The sequence below is a fragment of the Verrucosispora sp. ts21 genome (assembly GCF_002879555.1).
Lineage (GTDB): Bacteria > Actinomycetota > Actinomycetes > Mycobacteriales > Micromonosporaceae > Micromonospora > Micromonospora gifhornensis.
This window is the reverse complement of the sequence record NZ_PNOZ01000019.1, coordinates 74,758-101,255: the sequence shown is the minus strand read 5'-3', so window position 1 is coordinate 101,255 and position 26,498 is coordinate 74,758. Positions and strand designations below refer to the sequence as shown.

At 71.2% G+C, this 26,498-nt stretch carries 24 protein-coding genes; 8 read left to right on the top strand and 16 right to left on the bottom strand.

The features are described from left to right. Window positions 1-191: 191 nt before the first annotated feature. Window positions 192-1,481: an adenylosuccinate synthase gene (locus tag C1A38_RS11075; protein WP_102657748.1), complete on the bottom strand. Its 1,290-nt coding sequence runs from the start codon at window positions 1,479-1,481 to the stop codon at window positions 192-194. 124 nt (window positions 1,482-1,605) lie between these two features. Here C1A38_RS11075 and C1A38_RS11070 point away from each other — a divergent pair, with 124 nt between their 5' ends. Together C1A38_RS11070 and C1A38_RS11065 are read left to right on the top strand one after the other, a co-directional pair. Further along, a complete protein-coding gene (locus tag C1A38_RS11070; protein ID WP_102657747.1) occupies window positions 1,606-2,604 on the top strand; it encodes a diacylglycerol kinase family protein in 999 nt (332 codons plus the stop codon). Window positions 2,605-3,285: 681 nt separating this feature from the next. Continuing rightward, on the top strand, window positions 3,286-4,905 hold the full coding sequence (locus C1A38_RS11065) for a MinD/ParA family ATP-binding protein (protein WP_502696929.1): 1,620 nt from the start codon (window positions 3,286-3,288) through the stop codon (window positions 4,903-4,905). 266 nt (window positions 4,906-5,171) lie between these two features. Here the strand turns inward: C1A38_RS11065 and C1A38_RS11060 are convergent, their stop codons facing one another. Then, the gene (locus C1A38_RS11060) at window positions 5,172-5,600 is read right to left on the bottom strand and encodes a DUF3151 domain-containing protein (RefSeq protein ID WP_102657745.1); all 429 of its coding nucleotides are present in this window, start codon (window positions 5,598-5,600) and stop codon (window positions 5,172-5,174) included. A gap of 325 nt (window positions 5,601-5,925) precedes the next feature. On the opposite strand from C1A38_RS11060, the gene C1A38_RS11055 reads away from it, so the two are divergent. Continuing rightward, window positions 5,926-7,173 (top strand): LOG family protein, encoded by a 1,248-nt coding sequence (locus tag C1A38_RS11055; RefSeq protein WP_199180174.1) that lies wholly within the window; start codon window positions 5,926-5,928, stop codon window positions 7,171-7,173. Window positions 7,174-7,286: 113 nt separating this feature from the next. On the opposite strand, the gene fbaA is transcribed toward C1A38_RS11055, so the two are convergent. Together fbaA and C1A38_RS11045 are read right to left on the bottom strand one after the other, a co-directional pair. Then, window positions 7,287-8,312 carry a class II fructose-bisphosphate aldolase gene (fbaA, locus tag C1A38_RS11050; RefSeq protein ID WP_102657743.1) on the bottom strand — a complete coding sequence of 342 codons (1,026 nt, stop codon included), beginning with the start codon at window positions 8,310-8,312 and terminating at the stop codon, window positions 7,287-7,289. 165 nt (window positions 8,313-8,477) lie between these two features. Continuing rightward, window positions 8,478-8,861, bottom strand: a complete 384-nt coding sequence (locus C1A38_RS11045) for a phage holin family protein (RefSeq protein WP_102657760.1) — start codon at window positions 8,859-8,861, stop codon at window positions 8,478-8,480. A 162-nt stretch (window positions 8,862-9,023) separates the two neighbouring features. On the opposite strand from C1A38_RS11045, the gene C1A38_RS11040 reads away from it, so the two are divergent. The 4 genes from C1A38_RS11040 (at window position 9,024) to C1A38_RS11025 (ending at window position 14,378) form a co-directional block, all read left to right on the top strand. Beyond that, entirely contained in the window at window positions 9,024-9,236 is a 213-nt protein-coding gene (locus tag C1A38_RS11040; protein ID WP_013730832.1) for a hypothetical protein, read from the top strand. Window positions 9,237-9,317: 81 nt separating this feature from the next. Continuing rightward, on the top strand, window positions 9,318-10,733 hold the full coding sequence (locus tag C1A38_RS11035) for a 3' terminal RNA ribose 2'-O-methyltransferase Hen1 (protein ID WP_102657742.1): 1,416 nt from the start codon (window positions 9,318-9,320) through the stop codon (window positions 10,731-10,733). Window positions 10,734-10,800: 67 nt separating this feature from the next. Further along, on the top strand, window positions 10,801-13,326 hold the full coding sequence (locus C1A38_RS11030) for a polynucleotide kinase-phosphatase (RefSeq protein ID WP_102657759.1): 2,526 nt from the start codon (window positions 10,801-10,803) through the stop codon (window positions 13,324-13,326). 116 nt (window positions 13,327-13,442) lie between these two features. After that, on the top strand, window positions 13,443-14,378 hold the full coding sequence (locus C1A38_RS11025; RefSeq protein ID WP_102657741.1) for a DUF368 domain-containing protein: 936 nt from the start codon (window positions 13,443-13,445) through the stop codon (window positions 14,376-14,378). Between the two features lie 50 nt (window positions 14,379-14,428). On the opposite strand, the gene C1A38_RS11020 is transcribed toward C1A38_RS11025, so the two are convergent. The 8 genes from C1A38_RS11020 to C1A38_RS10985 form a co-directional block, all read right to left on the bottom strand. Further along, window positions 14,429-14,806, bottom strand: coding sequence for an ArsR/SmtB family transcription factor (locus C1A38_RS11020; protein WP_007454255.1), 378 nt, complete (start codon window positions 14,804-14,806; stop codon window positions 14,429-14,431). 57 nt (window positions 14,807-14,863) lie between these two features. Continuing rightward, window positions 14,864-15,394: an orotate phosphoribosyltransferase gene (locus C1A38_RS11015; protein ID WP_102657740.1), complete on the bottom strand. Its 531-nt coding sequence runs from the start codon at window positions 15,392-15,394 to the stop codon at window positions 14,864-14,866. 169 nt (window positions 15,395-15,563) lie between these two features. Then, window positions 15,564-16,373: an SDR family NAD(P)-dependent oxidoreductase gene (locus tag C1A38_RS11010; protein WP_102657758.1), complete on the bottom strand. Its 810-nt coding sequence runs from the start codon at window positions 16,371-16,373 to the stop codon at window positions 15,564-15,566. Window positions 16,374-16,387: 14 nt separating this feature from the next. Then, window positions 16,388-17,050, bottom strand: a complete 663-nt coding sequence (locus tag C1A38_RS11005) for a hypothetical protein (protein WP_102657739.1) — start codon at window positions 17,048-17,050, stop codon at window positions 16,388-16,390. 136 nt (window positions 17,051-17,186) lie between these two features. After that, on the bottom strand, window positions 17,187-17,987 hold the full coding sequence (locus C1A38_RS11000) for a hypothetical protein (protein ID WP_233196765.1): 801 nt from the start codon (window positions 17,985-17,987) through the stop codon (window positions 17,187-17,189). A 224-nt stretch (window positions 17,988-18,211) separates the two neighbouring features. Next, window positions 18,212-18,589 (bottom strand): hypothetical protein, encoded by a 378-nt coding sequence (locus C1A38_RS10995; RefSeq protein ID WP_102657737.1) that lies wholly within the window; start codon window positions 18,587-18,589, stop codon window positions 18,212-18,214. A 213-nt stretch (window positions 18,590-18,802) separates the two neighbouring features. Next, on the bottom strand, window positions 18,803-21,394 hold the full coding sequence (gene clpB / locus C1A38_RS10990; protein WP_102657736.1) for an ATP-dependent chaperone ClpB: 2,592 nt from the start codon (window positions 21,392-21,394) through the stop codon (window positions 18,803-18,805). A gap of 100 nt (window positions 21,395-21,494) precedes the next feature. Beyond that, window positions 21,495-22,619, bottom strand: a complete 1,125-nt coding sequence (locus tag C1A38_RS10985) for a hypothetical protein (protein WP_146017514.1) — start codon at window positions 22,617-22,619, stop codon at window positions 21,495-21,497. Window positions 22,620-22,884: 265 nt separating this feature from the next. Here C1A38_RS10985 and C1A38_RS10980 point away from each other — a divergent pair, with 265 nt between their 5' ends. Continuing rightward, window positions 22,885-23,313: a hypothetical protein gene (locus C1A38_RS10980; RefSeq protein WP_102657734.1), complete on the top strand. Its 429-nt coding sequence runs from the start codon at window positions 22,885-22,887 to the stop codon at window positions 23,311-23,313. A 161-nt stretch (window positions 23,314-23,474) separates the two neighbouring features. On the opposite strand, the gene C1A38_RS10975 is transcribed toward C1A38_RS10980, so the two are convergent. The 4 genes from C1A38_RS10975 to grpE all read right to left on the bottom strand — a co-directional run bounded on the left by C1A38_RS10975 (window position 23,475) and on the right by grpE (window position 26,467). Next, window positions 23,475-23,747 carry a hypothetical protein gene (locus tag C1A38_RS10975; protein WP_102657733.1) on the bottom strand — a complete coding sequence of 91 codons (273 nt, stop codon included), beginning with the start codon at window positions 23,745-23,747 and terminating at the stop codon, window positions 23,475-23,477. A gap of 212 nt (window positions 23,748-23,959) precedes the next feature. Beyond that, window positions 23,960-24,397 carry a heat shock protein transcriptional repressor HspR gene (locus C1A38_RS10970; RefSeq protein ID WP_102657732.1) on the bottom strand — a complete coding sequence of 146 codons (438 nt, stop codon included), beginning with the start codon at window positions 24,395-24,397 and terminating at the stop codon, window positions 23,960-23,962. A gap of 29 nt (window positions 24,398-24,426) precedes the next feature. Further along, entirely contained in the window at window positions 24,427-25,614 is a 1,188-nt protein-coding gene (gene dnaJ / locus C1A38_RS10965; protein WP_102657731.1) for a molecular chaperone DnaJ, read from the bottom strand. Between the two features lie 85 nt (window positions 25,615-25,699). After that, a complete protein-coding gene (gene grpE, locus C1A38_RS10960) occupies window positions 25,700-26,467 on the bottom strand; it encodes a nucleotide exchange factor GrpE (RefSeq protein WP_102657730.1) in 768 nt (255 codons plus the stop codon). Between the last annotated feature and the right edge of the window lie 31 nt (window positions 26,468-26,498).

Here is a 26,498-nt window from a genome sequence, read left to right as displayed (position 1 = left end):
GCCCCTGTGGATAACCCCCACCCACCCTGTGGATAACCCAATCCCCGGGGCAGCGCCGCCGCCTCCAGCCACCACCCCCAGGCCCCCCTCAGCGCCCTGGGGCAACGTTGATCAAGAGGTTTGCGTCTGGCCGGCGGCGATTTTAGACGCAAACCTCTTGATCAACACGGGAAGAGGGAGGGAGGGAGCGGTTAGGGGAGGAGGGGGTGGCGGGTTACGTTTTCTTCGCGGCCGGGGCCTACGCCTACCACCGAGACCTTGGTGTTGCAGAGTTCTTCGATGCGGGCGATGTAGCGCCTCGCGTTGTCGGGGAGGTCTTCCTCGGTGCGCGCCTTGGTGATGTCTTCCCACCAGCCGTCGTGCTCTTCGTAGATCGGGGTGGCGTGGTGGAAGTCGGTCTGGGTCATCGGCATGTCGTCGACGCGCTTGCCGTTGATCTCGTACCCGACGCAGATGGGGACCGTGGCCAGGCCGGTCAGCACGTCCAGCTTGGTGATCACCAGGTCGGTGACGCCGTTGAGGCGGCAGGCGTAGCGGGCGACCACGGCGTCGAACCAGCCGCAGCGACGCTCCCGGCCGGTGGTGGTGCCGTACTCGTGACCGACCTTGCGCAGGTGGTCGCCGTTGTCGTCGAACAGCTCGGTCGGGAACGGACCGGAGCCGACCCGGGTGGTGTACGCCTTGCTCACCGCGATCACCTTCGTGATCGCGGTCGGCGGGATGCCCGCGCCCACGCACGCCCCGCCTGCCGTCGGGTTCGACGAGGTGACGAAGGGGTAGGTGCCGTGGTCCATGTCGAGCATGGTGGCCTGGGCACCCTCCAGCAGGACGGTGTCGCCCCGGTCCAGGGCGTCCCAGAGCATCGAGCGGGTCTCCGCGATGTACGGCCGCAGCCGCTCCGCGTACTCCAGGTACTCCTCGATGGTGGCGTCGAGGTCGATGGCCTTGCGGTTGTAGACCTTGAACATCACCTGGTTCTTCTCGCGCAGCGCGAGTTCCAGCTTCTTGCGCAGGATGCCCGGGTCGAGCAGGTCCTGCACCCGGATGCCCATCCGGGCGACCTTGTCGCCGTACGCGGGACCGATGCCCCGGCCGGTGGTGCCGATGCGGGAGCTGCCCAGGTAGCGCTCCACCACCCGGTCCAACGCCCGGTGGTGCGGCATGATCAGGTGCGCGTCGCCGGAGATCCGCAGCCGGGAGACGTCGACGCCCCGTTCGGCGAGGCCGTCGATCTCGCTGAGCAGCACCTTCGGGTCGACCACCACGCCGTTGCCGATGACGATCACGGCGTTCGGGGACAGCGCCCCGGAGGGCATGAGGTGCAGGGCGTACTTCTGGCCGTCCGGCGTGATCACCGTGTGGCCGGCGTTGTTGCCGCCCGAGTAGCGGACGACGTAGTCGACCCGCTCACCCAGCTGGTCGGTAACCTTGCCCTTGCCCTCGTCGCCCCACTGAGCGCCGATGAGCACGATCGCTGGCATCTTCTCGCCTCCAGAAGGCTCGGGTGCCAGATGGCGACCGGTCAGCGAGCCCGGGGTGTCAGGTTAACAAGTAGTGACGGCTCGACCGGCAGGGGTCGCGCAGACAAAGCAGGAGGAGCTACCCGTGTACGACGTGGTGCTGCTCACTCTGGGCTCGGAGCGGGACGCTTCCGGGGCCGGGTGCGGCAGCGGCGAAGCCTGCTGTGGCGGCGACGTGGCAGCGACGAAGGACCGCGACGACCGCTGCGAGACGCCCCGCGTACCCGTGTTGGCCTGTGCGGACGCGTTGACCGCCCGGGGCGCCCGGGTGGAGACGGTGACCGCCCGCTCGGACGCGGAGATCGACGACGTGCTGGCCCGGCTGGACGCCCCGGCCAGGTCCGACGGCCTCACCTGGCCGGACCCGGACTCCAAGACCCGCCTGGTGGTCGCCGTCGCCGGTGACGCACAGTTGCGCGCCGTGCTGCGCCGGCTGGTCCGGCGGTACGCCCCACCGCCCAGCCTCCGCCCGGCTGACCTGGCCGGCAACCGGACCGTGCCGGACCTGCCGCCGATCGGCGTACTGCCGCTGGACCCGGCCCGCAGCACCACGCACCGCGACCTGGCCGCGCAACTCGGCCTGCCCCGCGACCCGGCGGCGGTGGCCGCCGCGGTGCTCGACGGTACGCCCCGACGGCTCGACCTGCTGCGCAACGACGGCGGTTCGGTCACGCTGGACGGCGCGCTGCTCGGTGCTGCCGGCGAGGACGGCCGACCGCTGCACTGGCGCGGCCGGGTCGAGGTGGACGACGCCGTGCTGTCCGACGGCGACGATCCCCTGCTGGCCTGCGTGATCGGCAACGCGGGCGGTTACGCCCGGCTCGACGACGTCACGCTGCTCGCCGACCCGGACCCGAGCGACGGGCTGGTCGAGGTGGCGGTGGCCGTACCTGTGGTCACCCGGTCGCGGCTGGGCCGTCGGCGGGTACGCCTGGAGGTCCGGCGGGCCCGGGGTCGGGCCGCCTCGGTGCTGCCTCGCGACGAGGCCGCGCTGCCCTACCTGGACGACGGTGTGCAGGGCGAGTTGACCCGTAAGCGGTCCTGGTGGACCGAGCCGGGTGCCTGGGCGGTCTGGACGCCCTGACCGCGTCCCGCACCGGCGGCCGAGATCGGCCGGTGGGCCTATCCTCGGCTGGAGGACTGGGGAGGAACCGTGGTGGACGAGAACGCCGACCGGGTGCACGTGCCCGGCCAGCATGGGGTGCCGGAACGGGACATCGAACCACTCTGGCCACCCGACCAGATCGACGGCTTCGGCACGTCGGGGTGGGACGCCCCACCGCCCGCACCGCCTGCCGCTCCACCGCTCGGCGGTCGACCGGCGACGTCACCTGGTGACCACCCGCCGGCCACCCACTCCGCGACGCCGGGCGGATATCCGGCGGCCGTTCCGCCGTCGCCCGCCGACTACCCGTCGCTGACCGGCGGTGGGCCGCCCGCCACCGGCTGGGCACCGGCACCGCCCACCCCGCCGGAACCAACTGTTTCCGCTGGTCCGGATCCGGTTCCGGGCGCCAGCGCGTGGGGACCGGGAAACGGCGGCTCGTTCTCAGCCCCGCCTGCCGCATCCGGACGAGCGACCCCGGTCGGGCCGCCGCCGGAGTCCGGTCAGGTCAACCTGGACCTGCCGTTCACCCTCGACCCGCCGACCGCCCTCGCGCCGAACCGGGACAGCGGGCCGCGCGCGGTGAGCGACAACGCGCAGGCGGAGCGGGGTGACGCGCTCGACACCGGGGCAGACTCAGCGGCAGCGGACAGCGGCGACGTGACCTCGACGACCCGGCCGGTGGCGGAGTCGCCGTGGGCGCAGCCGCCACAGCGGTCCGGGGTCGCCACCCCGCCGGAGAACGGCGGCAGGGCCGAGGCTGCGGTCGGTGTGCCCCGCCCCACCTGGGCCGGACCGGCTCAGCCACTTCCGCCGGTGCCGTCCGCGCCGCCGGACACCCCGCTGTCCGGCGCTGCGGCACCCCAGCAGCCCGGACCGCATCAGGCGGCCGTCCCGCCGCCCCAGCGCGGCAGCTTCCCCGTGCCACAGCACGGTGTCGCCGCACCGCAGCACGGCGATCCTGCGCCGCACTATCCCGCACCGCAGCACGGCGAGCCGGTGCTGCACCCTTCCGCACCGCACGGCGATCCGGTGCCGCACGTTCCCGCACCTCAGCAGGGCGTCGTGGCCGGTCCCGAGACGCCCGTACTCCCGCCGGGGCCCTTCACGGCCGCGGTGCCGCCGCCGGTCGACGTCAGGGCGCCTGCCGCACCTCACCCCGGGCCGGGCGCACCCCAGGTCACGCCGCCGTACGCGGCACCACCCGGGCCCTTCCCGCCGCAGCCGGCCTGGCAACCGACCCCCTGGCAACAGCAGGGCCCGCCGGCGGTGTCACCGCAGGTGCCGTACCAGCCGACGGAGACCGCGTCCCGGACCGGGTTCACGGATCAGGGCTGGACGCAGGAGACCGGCGGTGCACCCACCGCCGAGGACTTCGCGCGACGGCGGCAGGTACGCCCCACCGACCCGGTCGCGACGATGGGCGTACGCGCCGTGGTCAACAAGACGGGCCTGGTGAAGCTGCCGCCGGGGCGGCACGAACTGGAACTCAAGCGCGACATCGAGATGGTGCGCCGCAACTTCGGCGGGCTGCGCCAGGTCACCGTTGTCAACCCCAAGGGTGGTGCCGGCAAGACGGTGGCCATCCTGCTGCTCGCCATGACCTTCGGGCAGAAGCGTGGCGGTTACGTGCTGGCCTGGGACAACAACGAGACCCAGGGCACCCTCGGCATGCGCGCCCAACAGGACTTCCACTCCCGTACGGTGCGGGACCTGCTGCGCGATCTGGGTCAGTTCCACGGTGCGCACGGCCGGGTGGGCGACCTGTCGCAGTACGTCCGCTCGCAGGGCGAGGGGATGTTCGACGTACTCGCCTCGGACGAGTCGGCGACCGGGGGCGAGATGCTCACCGCGGCGGCCTTCGGCGAGATCCGCGAGGTGGTCAGCCGGTTCTACAAGCTGATCTTCGTGGACACCGGCAACAACGTCCGGGCACAGAACTGGCAGGCGGCGATGGACGCCACCGACCAACTGGTGGTCACCATGTCGGCCCGTAACGACTCGGCCGAGACCGCCGCCCGGATGCTCGACCACCTGGAGCAGAGCGGACGGCAACGGCTGGTCCGGCAGGCGGTCACGGTCGTCTCGATGCCGCCCTCGCGCAAGGAGATCGACCTGCCGGCGATCCAGGAACACTTCGCCGCGCGTACCCGGGCGGTGCTGCTGGCGCCGTACGAGCGGCTCATCGACACCGGCGAGCCCATCCGTTACGCCGGTCTGTCAGCGGCCACCCGCGACGCCTGGCTCAAGATCGCCGCAGCCGTCGCCGAGGGCCTGTAACCCGAGCGGGACCCGCGCGGGCGAAGACGCGACGTGAGCGGGGACGCGGCGTGGGCGGGGACGCGGCGTGGGCGGGGAGCCGCGCGGGGACGCGGCGCGCTCGATCTGGGATCGAGTGGCTTCCAACGCGAGGGAGACCACTCGATCCCGGATCGAGCGCGATCATGCTGGCGGGCGGCGTCACCGCGGCCCTCAGGGCCGGCGGCGTCACTGCGGCCCTCGGGGCAGGCGGGTCGCTGCGGTGAGGGCCGGCCCGGGGTTGAGGGTCAGTTGCTGGCGAGGGCGTCGGCGGCGGCCGGGTCGCAGTCGCGGAGGAACTGGGCGCAGCGGGCCGCCTCGTCGGCCTCGCCGATCTCGTCGGCGGCCCGGGAGAGCACGTACAGGCAGCGCAGGAAGCCCCGGTTCGGCTCGTGCGACCAGGGCACCGGGCCGTACCCCTTCCAACCGTTGCGGCGCAGCTGGTCCAGGCCACGGTGGTAGCCGGTGCGGGCGTACGCGTACGCCGCGACGGCCTGATCCTGCGCGAAGGCCCGGGTGGCCAGCGCGGCCCAGGCGGCGCTGTGGCTCGGGAACCGGGCCGCCGCCTCGGCGTACGCCTCGTCGCTGCCGGCCTGCTCCGCCGTGGCCAGGGCGGCGTCGGCCTCCTCGTCGGCGGGCAGGAGCGTGGCGGGTGGCTCAGGTAGGAGGTTCTGCATCGCCCCATTCAACCCGCATCGACCGGCGGTACGCGAGCGGGTCCGGCAAGCCGGCTGGCTGAACGGCCGAGAGGTCTGTCACGCCTGCGGCCCATGCCGCCAATCGGAACAATCCACTACAACTGAATTTCCGGAGCCTCCCCAGGAACCGGATTGCGGGAGCCCGGCCAGGCCGCCGGGCTCCCGCCCACCGCCTCCCGGCTCCCGTCCACCGCCGCTGACGCCCTCGCCCCAGCACCGCCGACGCTCCCGTCCAGCGATGAGCAGGCCGACGCAGGCCCGGGGCCAGTCGGCGCGGGTTGAGCCGGCCGGGCAGGATGATCAGGTGCCGACTCCACCCCCCGCGGACGTCATCGAGCCGCACACCTGGACAAACGAGATTCAGACCCGGGCCGAGTTCGACCGGCGGCTGGCCAGCGGAAGCCTGGTCGGCCTCACCATCCAGGGCCTTCGGCTGGATCTCGACCCGATCCCCGACTTCACCGCCGTCGAGGTGGCCGGAACGCTCTTCGTCGGTTGCCGCTTCGCCTCCCGGCAGGTCGGCGCCGACCTGGTCCGGCGCGGCGCGAACGTGGTGCCGCCGTTCTCCGGGCTGCCCTACCCGACCCAGCCGCCGCACCTCTACACCCCTGAGGAGTTGGCCGCCGGCTTCGCCGAGGGCGGCTTCGAGGCGATGTACGACGCCCGGGTGTACGCGCACTTCCGGGCCCACGGCGGGGCGCTGCCCGACGTCCGGGAGGCGCTCGGCCAACGGCTGCACGACCACGGTGTGGACAACGCGCTCGCCGATGCCACCCGTGCCTGGTTGACCGCGCACGGGCCGCAGTCGGTGGTCGGCGTGATGGGCGGGCACGCGGTACGCCGGGGCAGCCGGTCGTACCGGATGGCCGCGGTGCTCGGCCGGGAACTGGCGCGGGCGAACCGGCTGGTGGTCACCGGCGGCGGGCCGGGCGTGATGGAGGCCGCCAACCTCGGCGCGTACCTGTCGACCCGCCCGGCCGAGGATCTGACCGCCGCCATCGACCTGCTCGCCACCGCGCCCGACTTCAGTGACCACGACCGCTACACGGCGGTGGCACTTCGCGTCCGGGAACTATTCGGCCGTTCGGTCACCCCACCACCGGACGACACCGAGCCGGCGACGGCGTACCAGGCCGACTCGACCGAGCTGGCCACCGGTGACCTGGACTGGGCCCACTGCGGCGGGCTGGCGGTGCCGACCTGGCTCTACGGCCACGAACCGGCGAACCTGTTCGCCGGCCGGATCGCCAAGTACTTCTCGAACGCCATCCGGGAGGACACCATCCTGCGGCTGGCCCGGGGCGGGATCGTCTTCGCTCCCGGCCGGGCCGGCACGGTGCAGGAGGTGTTCCAGGCGGCCACCAAGACCTACTACGGCACCGACGGCGCGAGCGGGGCCTACGTGTTCCTGGACCGTGCCTACTGGACCGAGGAACTGCCGGTGGAGTCGCTGCTGCGTCCGCTGCTGGCGACCTCACCCTTCGGCGACCTCTCCGACACCGTGCACCTCACCGACGACGCCCACGAGGCCGTCCGCCTACTGCTGCGGTAAGGAAGGGCACCTTGTTAACGCCTCCGGTAGAGGAAGGGCCCCTTGTTAACAAAGCGACGGCGGCCAGGCTCCGGGAAGGAGCCTGACCGCCGTCGTTCGGGACGTCTAGTGCGTCACTTGGTCATGGTGGTGCCGGTGGAGCGCAGGTGCTCGCAGGCCTCCACCACGCGGGCGGCCATGCCGGCCTCGGCGGCCTTGCCCCACACCCGCGGGTCGTACAGCTTCTTGTTGCCGACCTCGCCGTCGACCTTGAGTACGCCGTCGTAGTTGCGGAACATGTGGTCCGCCACCGGGCGCGAGAAGGTGTACTGGGTGTCGGTGTCGATGTTCATCTTCACCACGCCGTAGTCGAGCGCCTCGCGGATCTCGGACAGCAGCGAGCCGGAGCCACCGTGGAAGACCAGGCTGAGCGGCTTCTCCTTGCCGTACTTGGCGCCGACCGCCTCCTGGATGTGCTTGAGCACCTCGGGACGGAGCTTGACGTTGCCCGGCTTGTAGACGCCGTGCACGTTGCCGAAGGTCAGCGCCGCCATGTAGCGGCCCTTCTCGCCCAGGCCGAGCGCCTCGACCATGGCCAGGCCATCCTCGACGGTGGTGTAGAGCTTGTCGTTGATGGCGTTCTCGACACCGTCCTCTTCGCCGCCGACGACGCCGACCTCGATCTCCAGGACGATCTTGCCCTTGGCGGCCTCGGCGAGCAACTGCTCGGCGATCTCCAGGTTCTCCGCGACCGGCACGGCGGAGCCGTCCCACATGTGCGACTGGAACAGCGGCTCCTGGCCGGCCTTCACCCGCTCCTGCGAGATGGCCATCAGCGGCCGGACGAACTTGTCCAGCTTGTCCTTCGGGCAGTGGTCGGTGTGCAGCGCGATGTTGACCGGGTACTTCTTGGCCACCTCGTGCGCGTACGCGGCGAACGCCACCGCGCCGGTGACCATGTCCTTGATCGAGGGGCCGGAGAGGTACTCGGCGCCGCCGGTGGAGACCTGGATGATGCCGTCGCTCTCCGCGTCGGCGAAGCCCTTGAGCGCCGCGTTGAGCGTCTGCGACGACGTCACGTTGATCGCCGGGTACGCGTACCGGCCCGCCTTGGCGCGGTCCAGCATCTCGGCGTAAGCCTCGGGGGAAGCGATGGGCATGTCGAACGCTCCTTACTTGCCGCTGTCGGCCGTACGGCCGCTGTTCTCCTTGCGTGCCGGTTTACGGCGCCTGATACCACTGGGCACGCCGGACCGCGCTGTCCTCCGCGGGAAGTATCCCGTAGCTCGTACAGCCGGGCACAACCGGCCCAGCGCGCCGAGCGCTCACCGCCGGTCCGTCGAGTCGGGCACGATGACGCTGATCAGCCAGGTGACCACCGCCATCACGATGGCTCCCCAGAAGGCCGCCCAGAAACCGTTCACATGGAACGGTAGCTTCAGCACCCCGGCGACCCAGTCGGTCAGCAGGAACAACAGCGCGTTGACCACCAACGCGAAGAGGCCGAGAGTCACCAGGTAGAAGACGCAGCCCACCACCTTGATCAGCGGCTTGAGCACCGCGTTGATCACCCCGAAGATCAACGCCACGATGAGCAGGGTGAAGGTGGTGTCGTAGCCGCTGCGTCCGGTCACCTCGACTCCAGGCACGATGAGCGTGGTGACCCACAGTGCTACGGCGGTGGTCGCCAGTCGGATGAGGAAGCCCACGATCACATCCTGGCATCGGGGCAGCCACCGGCGGGTCGGTTCGGCCGACTGACCTGCGGTCACGGCGTACCCTCACGCGCCCGGCACGTCGGTTGCCAGCGAGGTGCGGGTGCAGCCCGTACCGTGGGTGGGTACCGTCCACCGACTACCCGGAGGCATCGAATGGGTCAGCCTGACGAGGACTTCGCCCCCGGCGACCACCTCAGCCCGGAGGAGCGCGATCTGGAGGCTGAGCCGGCCGACGCGATCGAGCAGGCCGCCGTGGTCGATCCGACCCGGGCCGACGACGAGCCACACCGCGGCTTCGAGGTCGACGACTGGGACGCGATGGAGCAGGCCCGGGTGGTCGCCGCCGACGAGGACGACTACCGCTGACCCGTGCTGGTGCCGCGCAGCGTTGAAGGACCGGCCGAAAACGGGACGACGCAAGATCGACGGAGCTGACACCATTGGCCCGTGCTGCTGACCCTGACCACGACGCACCGACCGGCGACCGATCTCGGTCACCTGCTGGTCAAGCATCCCGACCGGACGCACGCCTTCGACGTGCCGGTCGGTACGGCGCACGTGTTCTATCCGCAGGCCGACGAAGCGCGGTGCACCGCCGCTCTCCTGCTTGACGTCGACCCGACAAGGCTGGCCGCCGCGCGGGGCCGTGGCCGGCAGCCGACCGCGACCCCGGAGAGCTTCACCCTCGGGCGGTACGTCAACGACCGGCCGTACGCCGCGTCCAGCCTGCTCGCCTCGGCGCTGTCCCGGGTGTACCGGTCGGCGCTGCGCGGCGAGTCCCGGGACCGGCCGGAGTTGGCCGCCACCAGCATCCCGCTGGAGATCCGCGTGCCCGTCCTGCGCTGCCGGGGCGGTGCCGAGGTGGCCACCCGACTGTTCGGCCCACTCGGCTGGACGGTGACCGCCATTCCCATCGCGCTCGACGAGCAGCACCCGCAGTGGGGCGAGAGCCGCTACGTCGACCTCACTCTCACCGGCACGCTCCGGGTCGCCGACGCCCTCAACCACCTGTACGTCTTGCTGCCCGTGCTGGACGACGCCAAGCACTACTGGGTGGCCCCGGACGAGGTGGACAAGCTGCTGCGGGTCGGCGCCGGTTGGCTCGCCGGTCACCCGGAGCGCGGGCTGATCGTGCGTCGCTACCTGGCCCACCGGCGGGCACTTGCCGGTCAGGCGTTGGAGCGGCTGGCCGCACAGTGCCCCACCGACGAGCCGAGTGTCGACGACGGCGTGGCGGACCGGCCGGACCAGGCACCTCGGGCGTCACTGGCCGCCCGACGTCGGGAGGCGGTGCACGCCGCGCTGGTCGAGGCCGGTGCGCAGCGCGTACTGGATCTGGGCTGCGGCGGCGGTGCGCTGCTGGCCACGTTGATCGGGGACCGTCGGTTCACCGAGATCGTCGGCACCGACGTCTCCACCCAGGCGCTCGGCCTGGCCGCTCGCCGGATCCGGCTGGATCGGCTGCCCGAGCGTCAGCGCAACCGGGTCACCCTGCACCACTCCGCGCTGACCTACCGGGACGAGCGGCTGCGCGGGTACGACGCCGCCGTGCTGATGGAGGTTATCGAGCATCTCGATCCGCCTCGCCTGCCGGCGTTGGAGGACGCGGTCTTCGGTTACGCCCGACCGACCACGGTCGTGCTGACCACGCCCAACGTCGAGCACAACGTCCGGTACGAGAGTCTCGCGGCGGGCGCGTTCCGGCACTCCGACCACCGCTTCGAGTGGACCCGTGCGGAGTTCGCCGAGTGGGTGGACCGGATCTGTGCGACGTACGGCTACTCGGCCGTCGTACGCGGCATCGGCGACGACGACCCGCAGGTCGGCGCGCCGACCCAGCTGGCCGTGTTCACCCGAACCTGAGTGTTAACAAGGGGCCCCTGCTCTACCGGAGGCGTTAAGAAGGTGCCCTTCCTTTCAAGGAGGCGTGGTGGCTGTACTGGATGTTCCGGAGCTGGCGCTGGTGGCGCTGGTCGGCGTCTCCGGGTCCGGCAAGTCCACGTTCGCCCGCCGGCACTTCACGCCCAGTCAGGTGCTGTCGTCCGATGCCTTCCGGGCGATGGTCGCCGACGACGAGAACGACCAGTCCGCCTCCGCGGACGCCTTCGACGCCCTGCACTACGTGGCGGGCAAGCGGCTGCGGGCCGGTCGGCTGACCGTGGTCGACGCGACGAACCTCCAGCCGCACGCCCGGGCCGCCCTGGTCCGGGTGGCCCGCGAGCACGACGTCCTGCCGGTGGCCATCGTGCTGGACGTGCCGGAGGCGCTGGCCTGGGCGCGTACCGAGGCCAGGGCCGACCGCACCTTCGGCAGGCAGGTGCTGGCCCGGATGTCCCGTGACCTACGCCGGACGTACTCGCAGCTGGCTCGGGAGGGTTTCCGCAAGGTGCACGTGCTGCGGGGCGTCGACGAGATCGACGCCGCGCAGATTCGCGTCGAGCGGCTGTTCAACGACCGGCGGGAGCTGACCGGGCCGTTCGACATCGTCGGTGACGTGCACGGCTGCCGCGCCGAACTGGAGTCGCTGCTCGGTCGGCTGGGCTGGCAGCTGCACCGCGACGAGGCCGGTCGGGCGGTGGACGCCACGCACCCGGCGGGGCGTACCGCCGTGTTCGTCGGTGACCTGGTGGACCGCGGCCCGGACTCGCCGGGCGTGCTCCGCCTGGTGATGGGCATGGTCGCGGCCGGGCACGCGCTCTGCGTGCCGGGCAACCACGAGCAGAAGCTGCTGCGCAAGCTGCGCGGGCGCAACGTGAAGGTGGCCCACGGTCTTGCGGAGACGCTTGAGCAGTTGGCCGCCGAGCCGGACGACTTCAGCACCGAGGTGGCGACCTTCGTCGACGGCCTGGTCAGCCACTACGTGCTCGACGGCGGCCGGTTGGTGGTGGCGCACGCCGGGTTGAAGGAGGAGTACCAGGGTCGGGCCTCCGGCCGGGTACGCGCGTTCGCGCTGTACGGCGAGACCACCGGGGAGACCGACGAGTACGGCCTGCCGGTGCGGTACCCGTGGGCTCGGGAGTACCGGGGCTCGGCGACGGTGGTCTACGGTCACACCCCCACCCCGGAGCCGGAGTGGGTCAACAACACCATCTGCATCGACACCGGCTGCGTGTTCGGCGGGCGGCTGACCGCGCTGCGCTACCCGGAACGGGAGCTGGTGGCGGTGCCGGCGGAGCGTGAGTGGTACGCCCCGGTCCGCCCGCTGACCGCCGCACCGGCCCGGCCCGACGAGGTGCTGGAGTTGACCGACGTGGTCGGCCGACGGCACGTGGAGCACCCGTACGGCTCGCTCACCGTGCCGGCGGAGAACACCGCCGCCGCGTTGGAGGTGATGAGCCGCTTCGCGGTCGACCCGCGCTGGCTGGTCTGGCTGCCGCCCACCATGGCACCCTGCTCGACCTCGAAGCTGGACGGTTACCTGGAGCACCCGGCGGAGGCGTTCGCCGACTACCGGGCGGCCGGGGTGGACCGGGTCGTCTGCGAGGAGAAGCACATGGGCTCCCGCGCGGTCGTGCTGGTCTACCGGGATGCCGACGGTGGCCCGTTCGGTCCGGGTGGCGGGGTGGTGCACACCCGCACCGGCCGGCCCTTCTTCGGCGCTCCGCTGGACACCGAACTGCTCGCCCGGGTCCGCACGGCGGTCTCCGCCGCCGGACTCTGGGAGGAACTGGACACCGACTGGTTGCTGCTCGACTGCGAGCTGCTGCCCTGGTCGGCCAAGGCCGGCGGGCTGATCCGCGAGCAGTACGCGAGCGTCGGCGCGGCCGGCCGGGCGGCGCTGCCGGCAGCGTTGGCGGCGTTGGACGCGGCGGCCGCCCGTGGGCTGGATGTCGGTGTTCTCCGCGATCGGGTCGCCGGTCAGCGTGCCGACCTGCTCGCCTACACGGCGGCCTATCGCGCGTACGTACGCCCGACGGACGGTCTGCGCGGCGTGACCCTGGCACCGTTCGCGGTGCTGGCGGGGCGGAAGGCGAGCTACGCCGACCGGGATCACGGCTGGCACCTCGCCCTGGCCGACCGGCTCTGCGCGGCGGATCCGGAGTTCTTCACCGTGACCCGTCGTCAGGTGGTCGACCTGTCCGACACCGAGGCGGTACGCGAAGCCACCGACTGGTGGCTGGCGTTGACCGCAGACGGCGGTGAAGGCATGGTCGTCAAGCCGTACGCCGGTCCGGCGGCACGCAGCGATCGAGGCTCCCTGCTCCAGCCGGGCATCAAGTGTCGGGGGCGGGAGTATCTGCGGATCATCTACGGCCCGAGCTACACCGAGCCGGCCCGACTGGCCGCACTGCGCGGCCGGTCGCTGGGTCGCAAGCGGGGGCTGGCCCTGCGCGAGCACGGTCTCGGCCTGGCGGCGCTGGACGCCCTGGCCGATGGTGCACCGCTGTGGCGCCGACACGAGTTGGTCTTCGCCATTCTGGCCTGCGAGTCCGAGCCGGTCGACCCTCGACTGTGACCCGGTCGGCCGACCCTCGACGGTGACCGGCCCAGGCCGGCGAATCACGTACCGGTAGCCTGGGTGGCCGCGCCGGAGGCCATCCGGGTCAGGCTGATTGACGGAACGGATACTTCATGGCATTGGGCGAACGGCTGGGACACGTTCTCCGCGGAACTGCCATCGGCGTGGCCGAGGCGGTACCAGGAGTCAGCGGCGGGACTATCGCTCTGGTCACCGGCGTGTACGAACGAGTCATCGCGTCCGCTGGCCATCTGGTGAACGTCGTGCGTTACGCGGTGTCGGACCTGCCGCGCGGGCGCGGCGGGACCCGCGCCAAGCAGCAGCTACGCCAGGTGCACTGGGACGTGGTCGTCCCGCTGCTGATCGGCATGCTGCCCGGCCTGCTGATCGCCGCGAAGACCCTCGAACCGCTGCTCACCGACTATCCGGAGCAGACCCGAGGGCTTTTCCTCGGGCTGGTGCTCGCCTCGGTGCTGGTGCCGGTCTCGATGGTCGGCGCACAGTGGCGGCCGAAGGAGATCGCAGCCCTCGTCCTCGCCGCGGTGGGCGCGTTCACGCTGACCGGCCTGCCGCAGGGCACTCTCGACCCGCATCCGCTGATCGTGCTGGTGGCAGCGGCCATCGCGGTGTGTGCCCTGGTGATGCCCGGGGTGTCCGGGTCGTTCCTGCTGCTGACCGTCGGCCTGTACGAGCCGACGATCACCGCGTTGAACGACCGCGACTTCGGCTACCTGGCGGTTTTCGCGACCGGCATGGTGATCGGCCTGGCGCTCTTCGTCAAGCTGCTTCAGTGGCTGTTGGAGCAGCACCGCCGGATGACCCTCGCGGTCATGTCCGGTGCCCTGCTGGGCAGCCTTCGGGCACTCTGGCCGTGGCAGTCCGACGAGCGGACCCTCCACGCGCCGGGCGACAACATCCTGCCCATCACCGCGCTGTTCCTGGTCGGCATCGCCGTGGTCACGGCGATGGTCGTCGCCGAACGTCGACGGTTGCGCCGCGCCGCCCAGGATCTGACCGAGGAGGCGTACGAGACACCTCAACGGCACTGACCACCCGCCCTCTGGTGGCTACCCGTGGGCAGCCACCAGACGGCTGCGAGTCAGCGAGCCTTCTTGGTGGCCCGCTTACGCGGCGGGGTCAGCAGGTCGGCGATCGTGGCGATCGCGCTCGGGACCAGTCGGTAGTAGGCCCACACACCGCGCTTCTCCCGCTCCAGCAAGCCGGCCTCGGTGAGGATGCGGAGGTGGTGACTGACCGTCGGCTGGGAGAGGCCGAGCGGTGCGGTCAGATCGCACACGCACGCCTCGCCCTCTGGCGCCGACTGGATCAGGCTGAGCAGCCGCAGCCGAGCAGGGTCGGCAAGGGCCTTGAGGACCCCCGCCAGCCGCTCGGCGTCGGCGCGTTCGATCGGCTCACCGGCAAGCGGCGAGATCTGAGGCATAGTCATTTCGGCCAACGCAGTTCCCACGTATTCCATCCTTCCACCAGCAGCATCGATCCGCCTGCATATCAGCAGATCCGAATCGGCAAACTTTTACGCCACAAGGCCGAGGTCAGCCAACGTATAGGCCGCCCGATAGGGCAATCCGGCGGCTCGCACCGCATCGCCGGCACCACGATCAACGATAACGGCCACCCCCACGACATCGGCCCCGGCCTCGCGAAGAGCCTCGACGGCGGTCAAAACACTTCCACCGGTGGTGGAGGTGTCCTCCACCGCCAGCACCCGACGACCGGCGACATCCGGGCCTTCGATCCGTCGCTGAAGTCCGTGCGCCTTGCCGGTTTTGCGCACCACGAAAGCATCCAACGGACGCCCGGTGGCGTGCAGCATCGACAGGGCGATCGGGTCAGCTCCCAATGTCAGGCCACCCACCGCGTCGTACGACCAGTCGGCGGTCAGGTCCCGCATCACTCGGCCGACCAACGGGGCCGCCCGGTGATGGAGCGTGACGCGCCTGAGGTCGACATACCAGTCGGCCTCCTGCCCTGAGGAGAGCACCACCCGGCCGTGGACCACAGCCAGGTCAGAGATGAATTTACGCAGGTCGTCGTGGTCCCCCATGGGGGTAGAGGGTACTGCGCACACCTGTGTGCCGCGTGCGCGGGCTACCTGCGGCAACCCGTCCGGGCGACCGATGAGTGACGATGCCCGTTACACTCGGTTAGCCATCACCGTGATTCGAGTGATCCAGCCTCGGAGCGGTCGTTCCCGGCCCACCGAGCTGCGTCAGTCAGCCGCGGTCCCGGCCGATGCGGCCACGGGTGTCCCGGGCGACCCGGTCGAGCAGCCCACGGGGCGCGTGCCGCAGGCCCGCCACGGCCAGCTTGTACTTCCACGACGGAACACTGACGAACTTGCCTTTTCCCAGGTCACGTAAGGCGTCGTCGACCACGTCGGTGGCGTTGAGCCACATCCATTCCGGGGTTTTCGACATGTCGATGCCGGCTCGCTGATGAAATTCGGTACGCGTGTAGCCGGGGCAGAGCGCCATCACCCGTACGCCGAACGGACGCGCGGACTGGCCCACCGACTCACTGAAGTTGGTGACCCACGCCTTGCTCGCCGAGTACGTCGATCCGGGCATGAGCGCGCCGAACCCGGCGACGGAGGAGACATTAATCACTGCCCCGTTCCGCCGTTCGGTCATCGTGACCAGCGCGGCCAGGGTCAGTCGCATGACGGCGTGCACGTTGAGCCGGAGCAACCGGATCTCGTCCGCCACCGACGATCGCAGGAACGGCGTGTTCAGACTGATGCCCGCGTTGTTGACCAGCAACTCGACGGGCGGGGTCGCGGCGAGTCGTTGCTCCACCTGCGCACAACCGTCGTCAGTGGACAGATCGGCGGCGATGGTCTCGGTCTCCACGCCGTACCGGCCGGTCAGCTCGGCGGCCTGAGCAGCGAGCCGGGTCCCGTCCCGGGCCACCAGCACCAGGTGCCACCCGTCGGCGGCCAGTCGACCGGCGAAGGCCGCTCCGATGCCTGCGGTCGCCCCGGTGATCAGCGCCCAGCGGCCGGCGGTCGGCTGGTCGGACGGCATGGTCACGGAACTGCTCACCTCGGCGGGTAGGAGGGCGGCGGCGCTGCCCCGGGCGGCGGATAGGGCTGGTGCGGGGGTGTGCCGCCCGGCTGAGGCGGCATCGCCGCAGGCGCCGAGCGGCGACGGAACCAGGAACCGACCGACGGCAGGGCCAGCAGTACGGCTACCACAAGGTAACCGAGCACCTGGGCGACCGAAAGGGTCACAGTGAGCGGAATCCACCAGGACGGGTAGCCGTCCGTGGCCAGACCGAGAAGCTCGGTGAGGGACGGATCGTTGCGGAGATTCAAGGGTGTGACGTACTGGATGAGCTGAACCAGCAGGCCACAGCAGCCGAATGACACGCCGAAGCCGGCGATCACCCAGGTGCCCACCCGGGCACCGGATCGACCTGCCACCACACCGAGCGCGAGGCCGGCGAGGAGGAACCCGGCGAGCACACTCACCACCGCCGACAGCAGGACCGAGGTCCGCAGGAGGGTGGCCATCGCGTCGATCTCGCCGCCGCTCAGCGAACTGCTGGCGGCCGCGGCACGCAGCCGGCCACCGATTTCGCCGAACGCGATCAGGCCCGCCAGCGCGTAACCGAGGGCACCGAGCGCCATCACCGCCAGCACCGCCACAGCGAGCCGGACCGCGCCAGGCCGACCGACCGGCACCTGTTCGGGGTACGACACGACGAGTCCCTCCGGTAGGCGTTCGGGAAGCAACCTACTCGGAGGGACCGTCACAGTCGCGGCGGTTCGGGCGTGTCGAGGCCCCGGCGCAGGCCGTCCGGGCCGGGCCGGGGCTCGACCAGCCGATCAACCTCGATCAGTTGGAGTTGCCGCTGGGCGGCTGATCGCCCGGTTGCCCCGGCGGATTCTGGCCGCCCTGCTCGCCCGACGGGCCCGAGGACGTCTGTCCCGGGATCGACGGGTAGCCGGGCTCACCGGACTGCTGCGGCGGCTGGCCCGGCGTCGCCGGATAGCCGGGTTCAGCGGACTGGCCGGGGTAGCCCGGCTGGCCCGGGTAACCCGGCTGGCCTGGCTGGCCTGGATAGCCCGGCTGGGCCAGGTAACCCGGCTGGGCCGGGTAGCCGGGGTAGGTGGCACCGGGAGTCGGCGGCTCCCACTGCGCCGCCGGCTTGCGGAAGAACTCGTTGGCCTTCGGCAGCGCCAGCAGGATCAGCGCCACCAGCAGCGAGATCAGGCTGATCACGCCGAGCAGGATGCTGACCGGAGTCGCCCAGGAGGGCAGCGCCTCCTCGACCCGACGCTGGATCTCCTCCGCGCTGGGCATGTCCCCGCTGGTGTCGCTCGGTGTGGCCAGGCCACCGCCCAGGCTGCCGAGCATGTTGAACCCGTTGCAGCAGAACAGGATGCCGCCGACGACCCAGGTGGCGATCCGCGAACCGTTCTTGCCCCGCAGGTTCACCAGGCCCAGACCGGCCAGTGCCAGCGCCGCCGCCAGCATGAAGATGGAGGTGCCGACGCCGACGGCGACCGTCAGGTCGGCGATCCCCTCCAGCCCTTCGCCACTGCTGCCCTCCAGGGCTTCCTCCATCGCGTCGCGTACGGCGCCGATGGTGGCCAGGGTGATGATCGCGCTGATCAGCTGGCAGATCGCAAACAACCACAGTAAATAGGTGGATACGGTTACCACACCCGGCCGAGACCGGGTCGGAGTGTTCTGAGGATCAGCCATCTCTCTCCTTCTCGGGAACGCGCTTCACCGTATCGGCACCCGACCAGTTCGGCACGCCTGAGGTGCCGGTCGTACAGCGCGTCACCTGCGGCAATGGCGGTAGATCAGTCGAGACCGATCCATGGTGCGACGCGCCCCGACCACCGACGGGCTCAGGATTCGGCGAGCCGGTTCGCGGCGTACTCACCGACGGTGATGCTGTCCAGCACGCAGCCGGTGGCGGTCTGCACTTGCGCGGAATCGGCGCGCAGCCCGGCCCAGGCCGCCTGTCCGGCTGCCGGATCGAGCCGTTCCAGGAGAGTGGCCGCGTACACCCGGGCGGCCGGTGTGCCTTCCGACAGCAGGCGTTCGAGGTGCCCGCGTACCTCGTCGGGGCGGTCGGCCGCCAGTTCCTCGATCCGTTGGTATGCCTCGGTCTCCGGCAACATGGTTCCGGCCAGCCCCACCCCGCCGAAGGTGACCGTCTCGGCGTTGGCGAGGGCCGCAGCCGCATCCGCCAACTCGTCGTGCTGTCGTCCCATCGCGAACATGCCTCCATCCTGACCCGGACCCAGGTGCGGCGCACGCCCTGTTCCGCGGCGACCCACGCCGCTGGTGACAGCGGGCCCGCGCCGTTGACGAGAGCGGGTTCCACGCCGCTGACGAGAGCGGGTTCCACGCCGCTGACGAGAGCGGGTTCCACGCCGCTGACGGCGACGGGCCCGCGTCGCGAGGACGCGGGCCCGTCGTGGGTGGTTCGGCGGTCAGGCGGCGGTCACCGATAGGCCGTCCCTGGTGTCGGCGAGGTCGACCCGTACGGTGTCGCCGTCTCGGATCTTGCCGGCGAGCAGCGCCTTGGCGAGCTGGTCTCCGATCGCGGACTGGACCAACCGGCGCAGCGGCCGGGCACCGTAGATCGGGTCGTACCCGTGCTCGGCCAGCCAGGTGCGCGCGGCGTCGGTGACGTCCAGCGTCAACCGGCGGTCGGCGAGCCGGCGGCGCAGCCGGGCGATCTGGATGTCCACGATGGCCCGCAGGTCGTCGCCCTGGAGGGCGGCGAAGACCACGATGTCGTCGAGCCGGTTGAGGAACTCCGGCTTGAAGTGCGACCGGACCACCGCGAGCACACCCTCACGCCGCTGCTCCTCGGCGAGGGTCAGGTCGCTGATCACCGACGAGCCCAGGTTCGAGGTGAGGATCAGAATGGCGTTGCGGAAGTCGACAGTACGCCCCTGACCGTCGGTGAGCCGGCCGTCGTCGAGCACCTGGAGCAGGACGTCGAAGACGTCCGGGTGGGCCTTCTCCACCTCGTCGAGCAGGATCACCGAGTAGGGGCGGCGGCGTACCGCCTCGGTGAGCTGACCACCCTCCTCGTACCCGACGTAGCCGGGTGGGGCACCGACCAGGCGGGCCACGGAGTGCTTCTCGCCGTACTCGCTCATGTCGATGCGGACCATCGCCCGCTCGTCGTCGAAGAGGAACTCGGCGAGTGCCTTGGCCAGCTCGGTCTTGCCGACACCGGTCGGGCCGAGGAACAGGAAGCTGCCGGTCGGACGGTCCGGGTCGGCGACGCCGGCCCGGGCGCGACGTACCGCGTCGGAGACCGCGCCGACGGCCTCGGCCTGGCCGACGACCCGCTCGCGCAGCGACTCCTCCATCCGCAGCAGCTTGGCGGTCTCGCCCTCCAGCAGCCGGCCGGCGGGGATGCCGGTCCAGGAGGCGACCACGGCGGCGATGTCGTCGGCGCCGACCTCCTCCTTGAGCATCGCGCCGTCGGCCTGGAGCCGGGCCAGCTCCTCCGCCGCCTGCTTCAGCTCGTTGTGCAGCGCGGGGATGCGGCCGTAGCGCAGCTCGGCAGCGCGTTCCAGCTCGCCGTCACGCTCGGCCCGCTCAGCCTCACCACCGAGGCGCTCCAGCTCCTCCTTGGCGGTGGAGAGCTTGGTGATGTGGGTCTTCTCCAGCTGCCACCGCTCGGACAGGGCGGTGAGCTGCTCGCGCTTGTCGGCCAACTCCTTGCGCAGCCGTTCGAGGCGCTCGGCGGAGGCGGCGTCCGGCTCCTTGGCCAACGCCATCTCCTCGATTTCGAGCCGGCGAACCGCCCGCTCGATCTCGTCCACCTCCACCGGCCGGGAGTCGATCTCCATCCGGAGCCGGGACGCCGACTCGTCGACCAGGTCGATCGCCTTGTCCGGCAGGAAGCGGTCGGTGATGTACCGGTCGGAGAGCGCGGCGGCGGCGACCAGGGCGGCGTCGGTGATGCGTACGCCGTGGTGCACCTCGTAGCGCTCCTTGAGCCCGCGCAGGATGCCGATGGTGTCCTCGACGGTGGGCTCGCCGACCAGCACCGGCTGGAAGCGGCGCTCCAGAGCCGGGTCCTTCTCGATGTGCTCGCGGTACTCGTCGAGCGTGGTCGCACCGACCATCCGCAGCTCACCGCGGGCCAGCATCGGCTTGAGCATGTTGCCGGCGTCCATCGAGCCCTCGCCCTTGCCGGCACCGACGACGGTGTGCAGCTCGTCGAGGAAGGTGATGACCTGCCCGTCGGAGTTCTTGATCTCCTCCAGGACGGACTTGAGCCGCTCCTCGAACTGCCCCCGGTACGAGGCACCGGCGACCATCGCGCCGAGGTCGAGCGAGACGAGCTTCTTGTCGCGCAGCGACTCGGGCACGTCTCCGGCGACGATGCGCTGGGCCAGGCCCTCCACGATGGCGGTCTTGCCGACGCCCGGCTCGCCGATCAGCACCGGGTTGTTCTTGGTACGCCGGGACAGCACCTGGATCACCCGACGGATCTCGGAGTCCCGGCCGATCACCGGGTCGATCTTGCCGTCACGGGCGCTCGCGGTCAGGTCGACGCCGTACTTGGCCAGGGCCTGGTAGGTCTGCTCCGGGTCGGCGCTGGTGACCCGGCGGTCCCCACCCCGCACCTTCGGGAAGGCGGCGACAAGCGTCTCCTCGGTGGCACCGGCGGCCTTCAGCGCCCCGGAGACGGCACCGCCGACCCGGGCGAGCCCGGCCAGCAGGTGCTCGGTGGAGGTGTACTCGTCGCCGAGCGGGCGGGCGATCTGCTCGGCCGCACCGATGGCGTTGACGAACTCACGGGCCAGGGTCGGCTCGGCGATGCTGGAACCCCGGGCGGCGGGCAGCGCGTCAAGGGCCCGCTGGGTGACTCGGCGCAGCTCGGCGGGGTCCGCCCCGACGGCGCGCAGCAGGCCGGCAGCGGTCGAACCCTCGGTGTCGAGCAACGACAGCAGCAGGTGCCACGGCTCCACGGTGGCGTGCCCGCGCTGGTTGGCCAGGGCGACGGCGCCGGTGATGGTCTCGCGGCTGCGGGTGGTGAGGCGTTCGGTGTTCATGGGCTCCCCTGGATCGGCGTGTCCACTGGTACCGACAGAACCAGAGTTGAGTCTATTCCGCTCAACTCTAACGATGTGAGCTACCCCACAGCCACACCTGTCAGTCCCGCTCCAGCACCACCTGCACCCAGGTGCGGTCGCCGAACTGACCCAGGCCCAGCAGGATGCTCTCCGAGGTGCCGGCGAACAGGGTGCCGTCGGGCAGTCGCCGCAGATAGTGCCGGTCGGTCACCGGCCAGGACAGGTCGAGGTACCGGTCGCCGAGCAGGGCCCCCGCACCGCGAGAACTGACCACCGCCACGATTCCGGCGCCCAGCGGAACGGCCCGTCCGGCACCGGGCTGCCCCTCGGCGCGTACCGCTCGCCAGGTGTCGCCCTCCAGGTGCCACAGCGCCGGGAACTCGACCCGGTTCTCCGCCTCCCCGATCAGCCAGAGTTCCCCGGCCGCCGACTCCGCCCGGAGCATCCACACCGCGCCGTCGGGGGCGGGCAACGGGGTCTCCTGCCAGCGCCGCCCCTCGTCCCAGGAGATCGCAGCGTACGGCTTACCGTCCTCACCCGCCCCGGCCGCCACCAGCGGCCCGCGGTACTCCGTACCGTCGCGGACCATCCACCCCTCGCCCAGCGCCAGCGAGTCCAGCCTGGGCAGCGACGGTTGGGTGGCCAGGGGGCGCAACCTCTTGCCGGTCCACCGGCCGACCTTGCCGGTCTTCTCGATGATCTGGAACCTGCCCTGGCTGGCCTGCCACTGCGGTGGCGCGGCCTCACCCGGGCTGTGCTGGAAGGTCCGGCCCTCGTCGGTGGAGGTCCACCAGCCGTACGGCTCGGCCCACAGGGCCAACATCCCCGGCACGGCGTACAACTGCTGGTTGTCGGCGACCGGCTTGGGGTGCCGGAGTTCCTGCCAGGACCGGCCGCCGTCTCCGGTGGAGAAGATCAGGGCGGGGCAGTCCGGTCCGGGTGGCAGGCCCTCGCAGGAAGCGAAGAGGGCGTAGCCCTGCACGGCGCCGACGAACTCGACGTACGGCTCGTCGTAGCGCTCAGGTACGGCTAGTCGGCTTGCCCGGATCTCTGCGATCCGGGTCGGGGCCGGACTCGACGGCGTCGCACTCGACGGCACCGGGGCCGGCGTGGGCGGGGGCCGACGGATGTCCCCGACGGAGCAACCCACAAGCAACGGCACCACGGCCAGCAGCGCCATTCCACGTCTTTGTCGAGTGATCATCCAGTCTCCGTCACCTGAGCTGGTCTTCGTGGCGGTCAGGCTAGCGGCACCAGCCTGAGAGGTACGCCACGACCTGATGACGGACCTGCGGCCCCGCCCCGCCTGAAATCGGCCGTACGGAGGACCCGACCCGTCCAACGGACGGTGAATATGCTTCGGGCAGGGGCTACCCGTACCCGCCGGTATCGCGTTACCGTGTCGCCCCAGCAGCCAGGGTTCGCGGAGAGCGGACGACGCCCCCGCGGGCAGAGCGGAAGGTTGGCCGGTGAGCGTGCAGGAGTCAACGTTCCACGGCTTCGCCAACCCCGTCGACCCGTCCCCGGCGGAGTTGCGGACGTGGGCCTACAACCCCGATTCGGTCCCGTTGGCCTCCATGCCGCCGGACTGGGATCTGCTGGTCTCCGGCGACCGGCTGGTGATGACGCTCTTCGACCTGGCCATGGACCCGACCTGTCCGGCGCGACGGTTCGCCCTGCACTGCCTCTACATCTACGCCGCGGACGGCATCCGGACGAACTTCCGGGCGCATCCTCGGCGACGCTTCCGCAAGCTGGTGGACCAGGCCGAGCGCAACGGCGACGAGATGATGCGCACCTGGGCGCACAACAGCCGGGTGCTGCTGAGCCGTCCGGAGCTGTTCGTCTACCGCGAATGGTGTGAGGGCGGCCTGGTCCGCGAGGGCCGCCGGCTCTGAGCCTGGTCCGGGAGGGCCGTCAGGCCCGTTGAGGGGCGGGGCCGTCAGCTCCGGGCCTGCTCAGGGGCGCGGCCGCTGGGTGGCCGGCCGGGTCGGTGAGGTGAGTTCACGCGAACGGGCCGGGACCCCCCGTGGCTCCCGGCCCGCACGTCGGCGGATCGTCAGTGCGATCCGCCTCGCTCGCGTCGATGCTGGTCGGTGCGCGCCTGGCCGGCGCCGTGACCGCCTCGACCGCTCTGCACAGGCCGAACGCTCCGGCTGCCGTTTGCATTCCGGTCGCCGGGCCTGTTGGTGTCGCCACCGAAGCGGCCGGACCTGACCTGGTCGGCGAAGCGGCCCTTGGTGAGCCGGTTGAACCGCTCCCGTACGTTCTCGGCCAGGTTGTCGAGCCGGTGCTCCGCCGCTTCGGCCACCTTTTTCGCCGAATCCGCCATGGCTCCCCCCGCCGAGTCCGGATTGGGATAGTTAGACCATTAACGCGGAGGCTAACGAAGACAACCTGTCTCCCGCTCGGGTTTGCGGAAACAGGCCGGAAACGAATTCCGCCCGCCCACGAAAAGGGATTGCGCTCGATCCTGGATCGAGTGGGCCGGCGGTCGTGCACGGCCACTCGATCCGTGATCGAGCGCGATCTTCGAATTGTTGGTCAGCGGTCGGGGTTGCGGCGGGGACGCCAGACCACCAAGGCCGTGGAGGTCTGGTTGGTCGGCACGAGATCGCGACCGGGGAAGCGGGCCAGCGACTCCAGTTCGGCCATCCGCCGGTACGCGGCCTCCAGCTCGGCCTCCAACTGGGCGACCCGCTGCTGCGCCTGCTCCAACAGCCGCTCCAGGCCGATGATCCGCTTGATCCCGGCGAGGTTCACCCCGTCGTCCTGGCTGAGCCGCTGCACCTCACGCAGCAGCACCACGTCCCGGACGCTGTACCGCCGCCCGCCACCTGCTGCCCGGCCGGGCTGAACCAGGCCCAGCCGGTCGTACTGACGCAGCGTCTGCGGGTGCATCCCCGCCATCCGCGCCGCAACCGAGATCATCAGCACCTTGGCCTCGTAGGCGGGGTCATCCGAACCGACGAACCCGTCCATGCCGCTCACCTCCGCACCGCTTCACCGAGTCAACTGAACCGACGCACCCGCGCGTCGAGATGTTCCCGAGCCGCCGGCGGGGTGTGCGCCGCGAACGTCTCCAGGGCCGTCCGCGCCTCGTCGGAGACCCCGGCGGGCACCACCACGTCCAGCGTGACGAGCAGATCGCCGGCCTGCCCGTCCCGGCGACTCACGCCCTTGCCCCGGGCCCGCAGGATCCGCCCGCTCGGCGTACCCGGCGGCACCCGCAGGGTCACCGCACCGTCGAGGGTCGGCACCCGCAGATCCGTGCCGAGTACCGCCTCGGTGAAGGTGATCGGGACGGTCAGGGTGAGGTCGTCGCCGGTGCGCCCGAACAGGTCGTCGGGCCGGACCTTGACATGCACGAACAGGTCACCGGCCGGGCCGCCGCGGCTGCCCGGCTCGCCCCGGCCGGCCAGCCGGATCCGCTGTCCGTCGGCCACCCCCGCCGGGAAGCGGACGTTGAGCGTACGGGTCTTGGTGACGCCGCCGGTGCCCTGGCACTCCGGGCACTTCTCGTCGACGACCGTGCCGACGCTCTGACAGTTGCGGCACGGCTCGGAGAAGCTGAAGGCACCCTGGTTGCGGGTGGTCACCCCGGCGCCGTGACAGACCGGACAGGCCCTCGGCTGGGTGCCCGGCTTGGCACCGTTGCCGTGGCAGGTGTCGCAGACCCCGGGGGCCCGCAGCGTCAGCGGCAGGGTCACACCCCGCACCGCGTCGTCGAAGTCGAGCGCCACCTCGGTCTCGACGTCCCGCCCGCGCGCCGGACCGGGCGCACCGCCCCCTGCGCCGCCGCCCTGGCCGCCCGTGAAGATCGAACTGAACAGGTCGGAGATGTTGCCGCCGGCGAACCGACCACCCCCGCCGGGAGCTCCCCCGCCGAACAGGTCGGAGACGTCGAAGGGCATCCCGCCGGGCTGGCCCGGCTGGCGGGCGCCCCGGCGGAACGCGCCCGAGCCGAACAGTGACCGCATCTCGTCGTACTCGCGGCGCTTGGTGTCGTCGCCCAGCACCGCGTACGCCTCGGAGACCGCCTTGAAGCGCTCCTCGGCCTTGGGGTCACCGGGGTTGTGGTCCGGGTGCGACTCGCGGGCCAGCTTCCGGTACGCCTTTTTGATCTCGTCAGCGGAGGCGGTCTTCGCCACGCCCAGGACCGCGTAGTAGTCCTTCTCGATCCAGTCCTTGGAACTCAACGTCCACCTCCTCCCCACTGCCGGGCCGAGGCCGTCCCGCCCGCCGTCGATCGGCGGATGAGACGACCCCGGTCACCGTCGCGCACTATTCCGGATCGGCCACCGCGACCATCGCCGGCCGCAGCAGTCGCTCACCCATCTGGTAGCCCCGTCGCATCACCTGCACGCAGGTCGGCTCGGTGACGTCGGGCGAGGTCTGATGGGCCACCGCCTCGTGCCGCGTCGGGTCGAACGGGTCGCCCTGCTCCCCGAAGGGAGTCAGGCCGAACTTGCCCAACGCGGCGATCAGCTGCTCGGCCACCGAACCGAACGGGCCGACCAGGTCGCCGTGTTCCCGAGCCCGGTCCAGGTCGTCCAGGATCGGCAGCAGCGCGGCCAGCACCGAGCCGGTCGCCTGCTCGGTGACCAGTGCACGGTCACGCTCGACCCGCTTGCGGTAGTTGGCGTACTCGGCCGTGACCCGCTGCAGGTCCCGGGTGCGCTCGTCGAGGTCGGAGCGCAGTGCCGCCAACTCGGCACCGAGCCCGCCGGCCCCGTCCGACCCGGCCGTGGACTCGCCGACCGGACTCGCCGGAGAGTCCACCACCGGTGGGCCTTCGGTGGCCGGCTCGCTCAACGCGGCGGCCTCGACCTGGATGGCGTCGACCACCACCTCGGCATCCTCGACCAGGCCCTCGGCCGGAACGTCCGACCCGGCGTCGGCAGCCGCGCCCTCCGGCTCGGAGGTCTGGCTGATCTTGCGGTTGTTGCGGATGACGACCCGCGGCGCATCGCCGGCGGCCGGCTCCGACGCCGAGCCACCCGGCGCCGACCCGGTGTCACCCGGGTCAGCGGCTCGTGGCTTCTCCGTCATACGACTACCTCATCCCTCTGCCCGTGAGCCT

Coding starts and splice junctions, on each gene's coding strand:
- C1A38_RS11075 (WP_102657748.1), bottom strand. CDS start 1,481: ATGCCAGCGATCGTGCTCATCGGCGCTCAGTGGGGCGACGAGGGCAAG.
- C1A38_RS11060 (WP_102657745.1), bottom strand. CDS start 5,600: ATGCAGAACCTCCTACCTGAGCCACCCGCCACGCTCCTGCCCGCCGAC.
- fbaA (WP_102657743.1), bottom strand. CDS start 8,312: ATGCCCATCGCTTCCCCCGAGGCTTACGCCGAGATGCTGGACCGCGCC.
- C1A38_RS11040 (WP_013730832.1), top strand. CDS start 9,024: ATGGGTCAGCCTGACGAGGACTTCGCCCCCGGCGACCACCTCAGCCCG.
- C1A38_RS11025 (WP_102657741.1), top strand. CDS start 13,443: ATGGCATTGGGCGAACGGCTGGGACACGTTCTCCGCGGAACTGCCATC.
- C1A38_RS11020 (WP_007454255.1), bottom strand. CDS start 14,806: ATGGAATACGTGGGAACTGCGTTGGCCGAAATGACTATGCCTCAGATC.
- C1A38_RS11015 (WP_102657740.1), bottom strand. CDS start 15,394: ATGGGGGACCACGACGACCTGCGTAAATTCATCTCTGACCTGGCTGTG.
- C1A38_RS11010 (WP_102657758.1), bottom strand. CDS start 16,373: ATGCCGTCCGACCAGCCGACCGCCGGCCGCTGGGCGCTGATCACCGGG.
- C1A38_RS10995 (WP_102657737.1), bottom strand. CDS start 18,589: ATGTTCGCGATGGGACGACAGCACGACGAGTTGGCGGATGCGGCTGCG.
- clpB (WP_102657736.1), bottom strand. CDS start 21,394: ATGAACACCGAACGCCTCACCACCCGCAGCCGCGAGACCATCACCGGC.
- C1A38_RS10985 (WP_146017514.1), bottom strand. CDS start 22,619: ATGATCACTCGACAAAGACGTGGAATGGCGCTGCTGGCCGTGGTGCCG.
- C1A38_RS10975 (WP_102657733.1), bottom strand. CDS start 23,747: ATGGCGGATTCGGCGAAAAAGGTGGCCGAAGCGGCGGAGCACCGGCTC.
- C1A38_RS10970 (WP_102657732.1), bottom strand. CDS start 24,397: ATGGACGGGTTCGTCGGTTCGGATGACCCCGCCTACGAGGCCAAGGTG.
- grpE (WP_102657730.1), bottom strand. CDS start 26,467: ATGACGGAGAAGCCACGAGCCGCTGACCCGGGTGACACCGGGTCGGCG.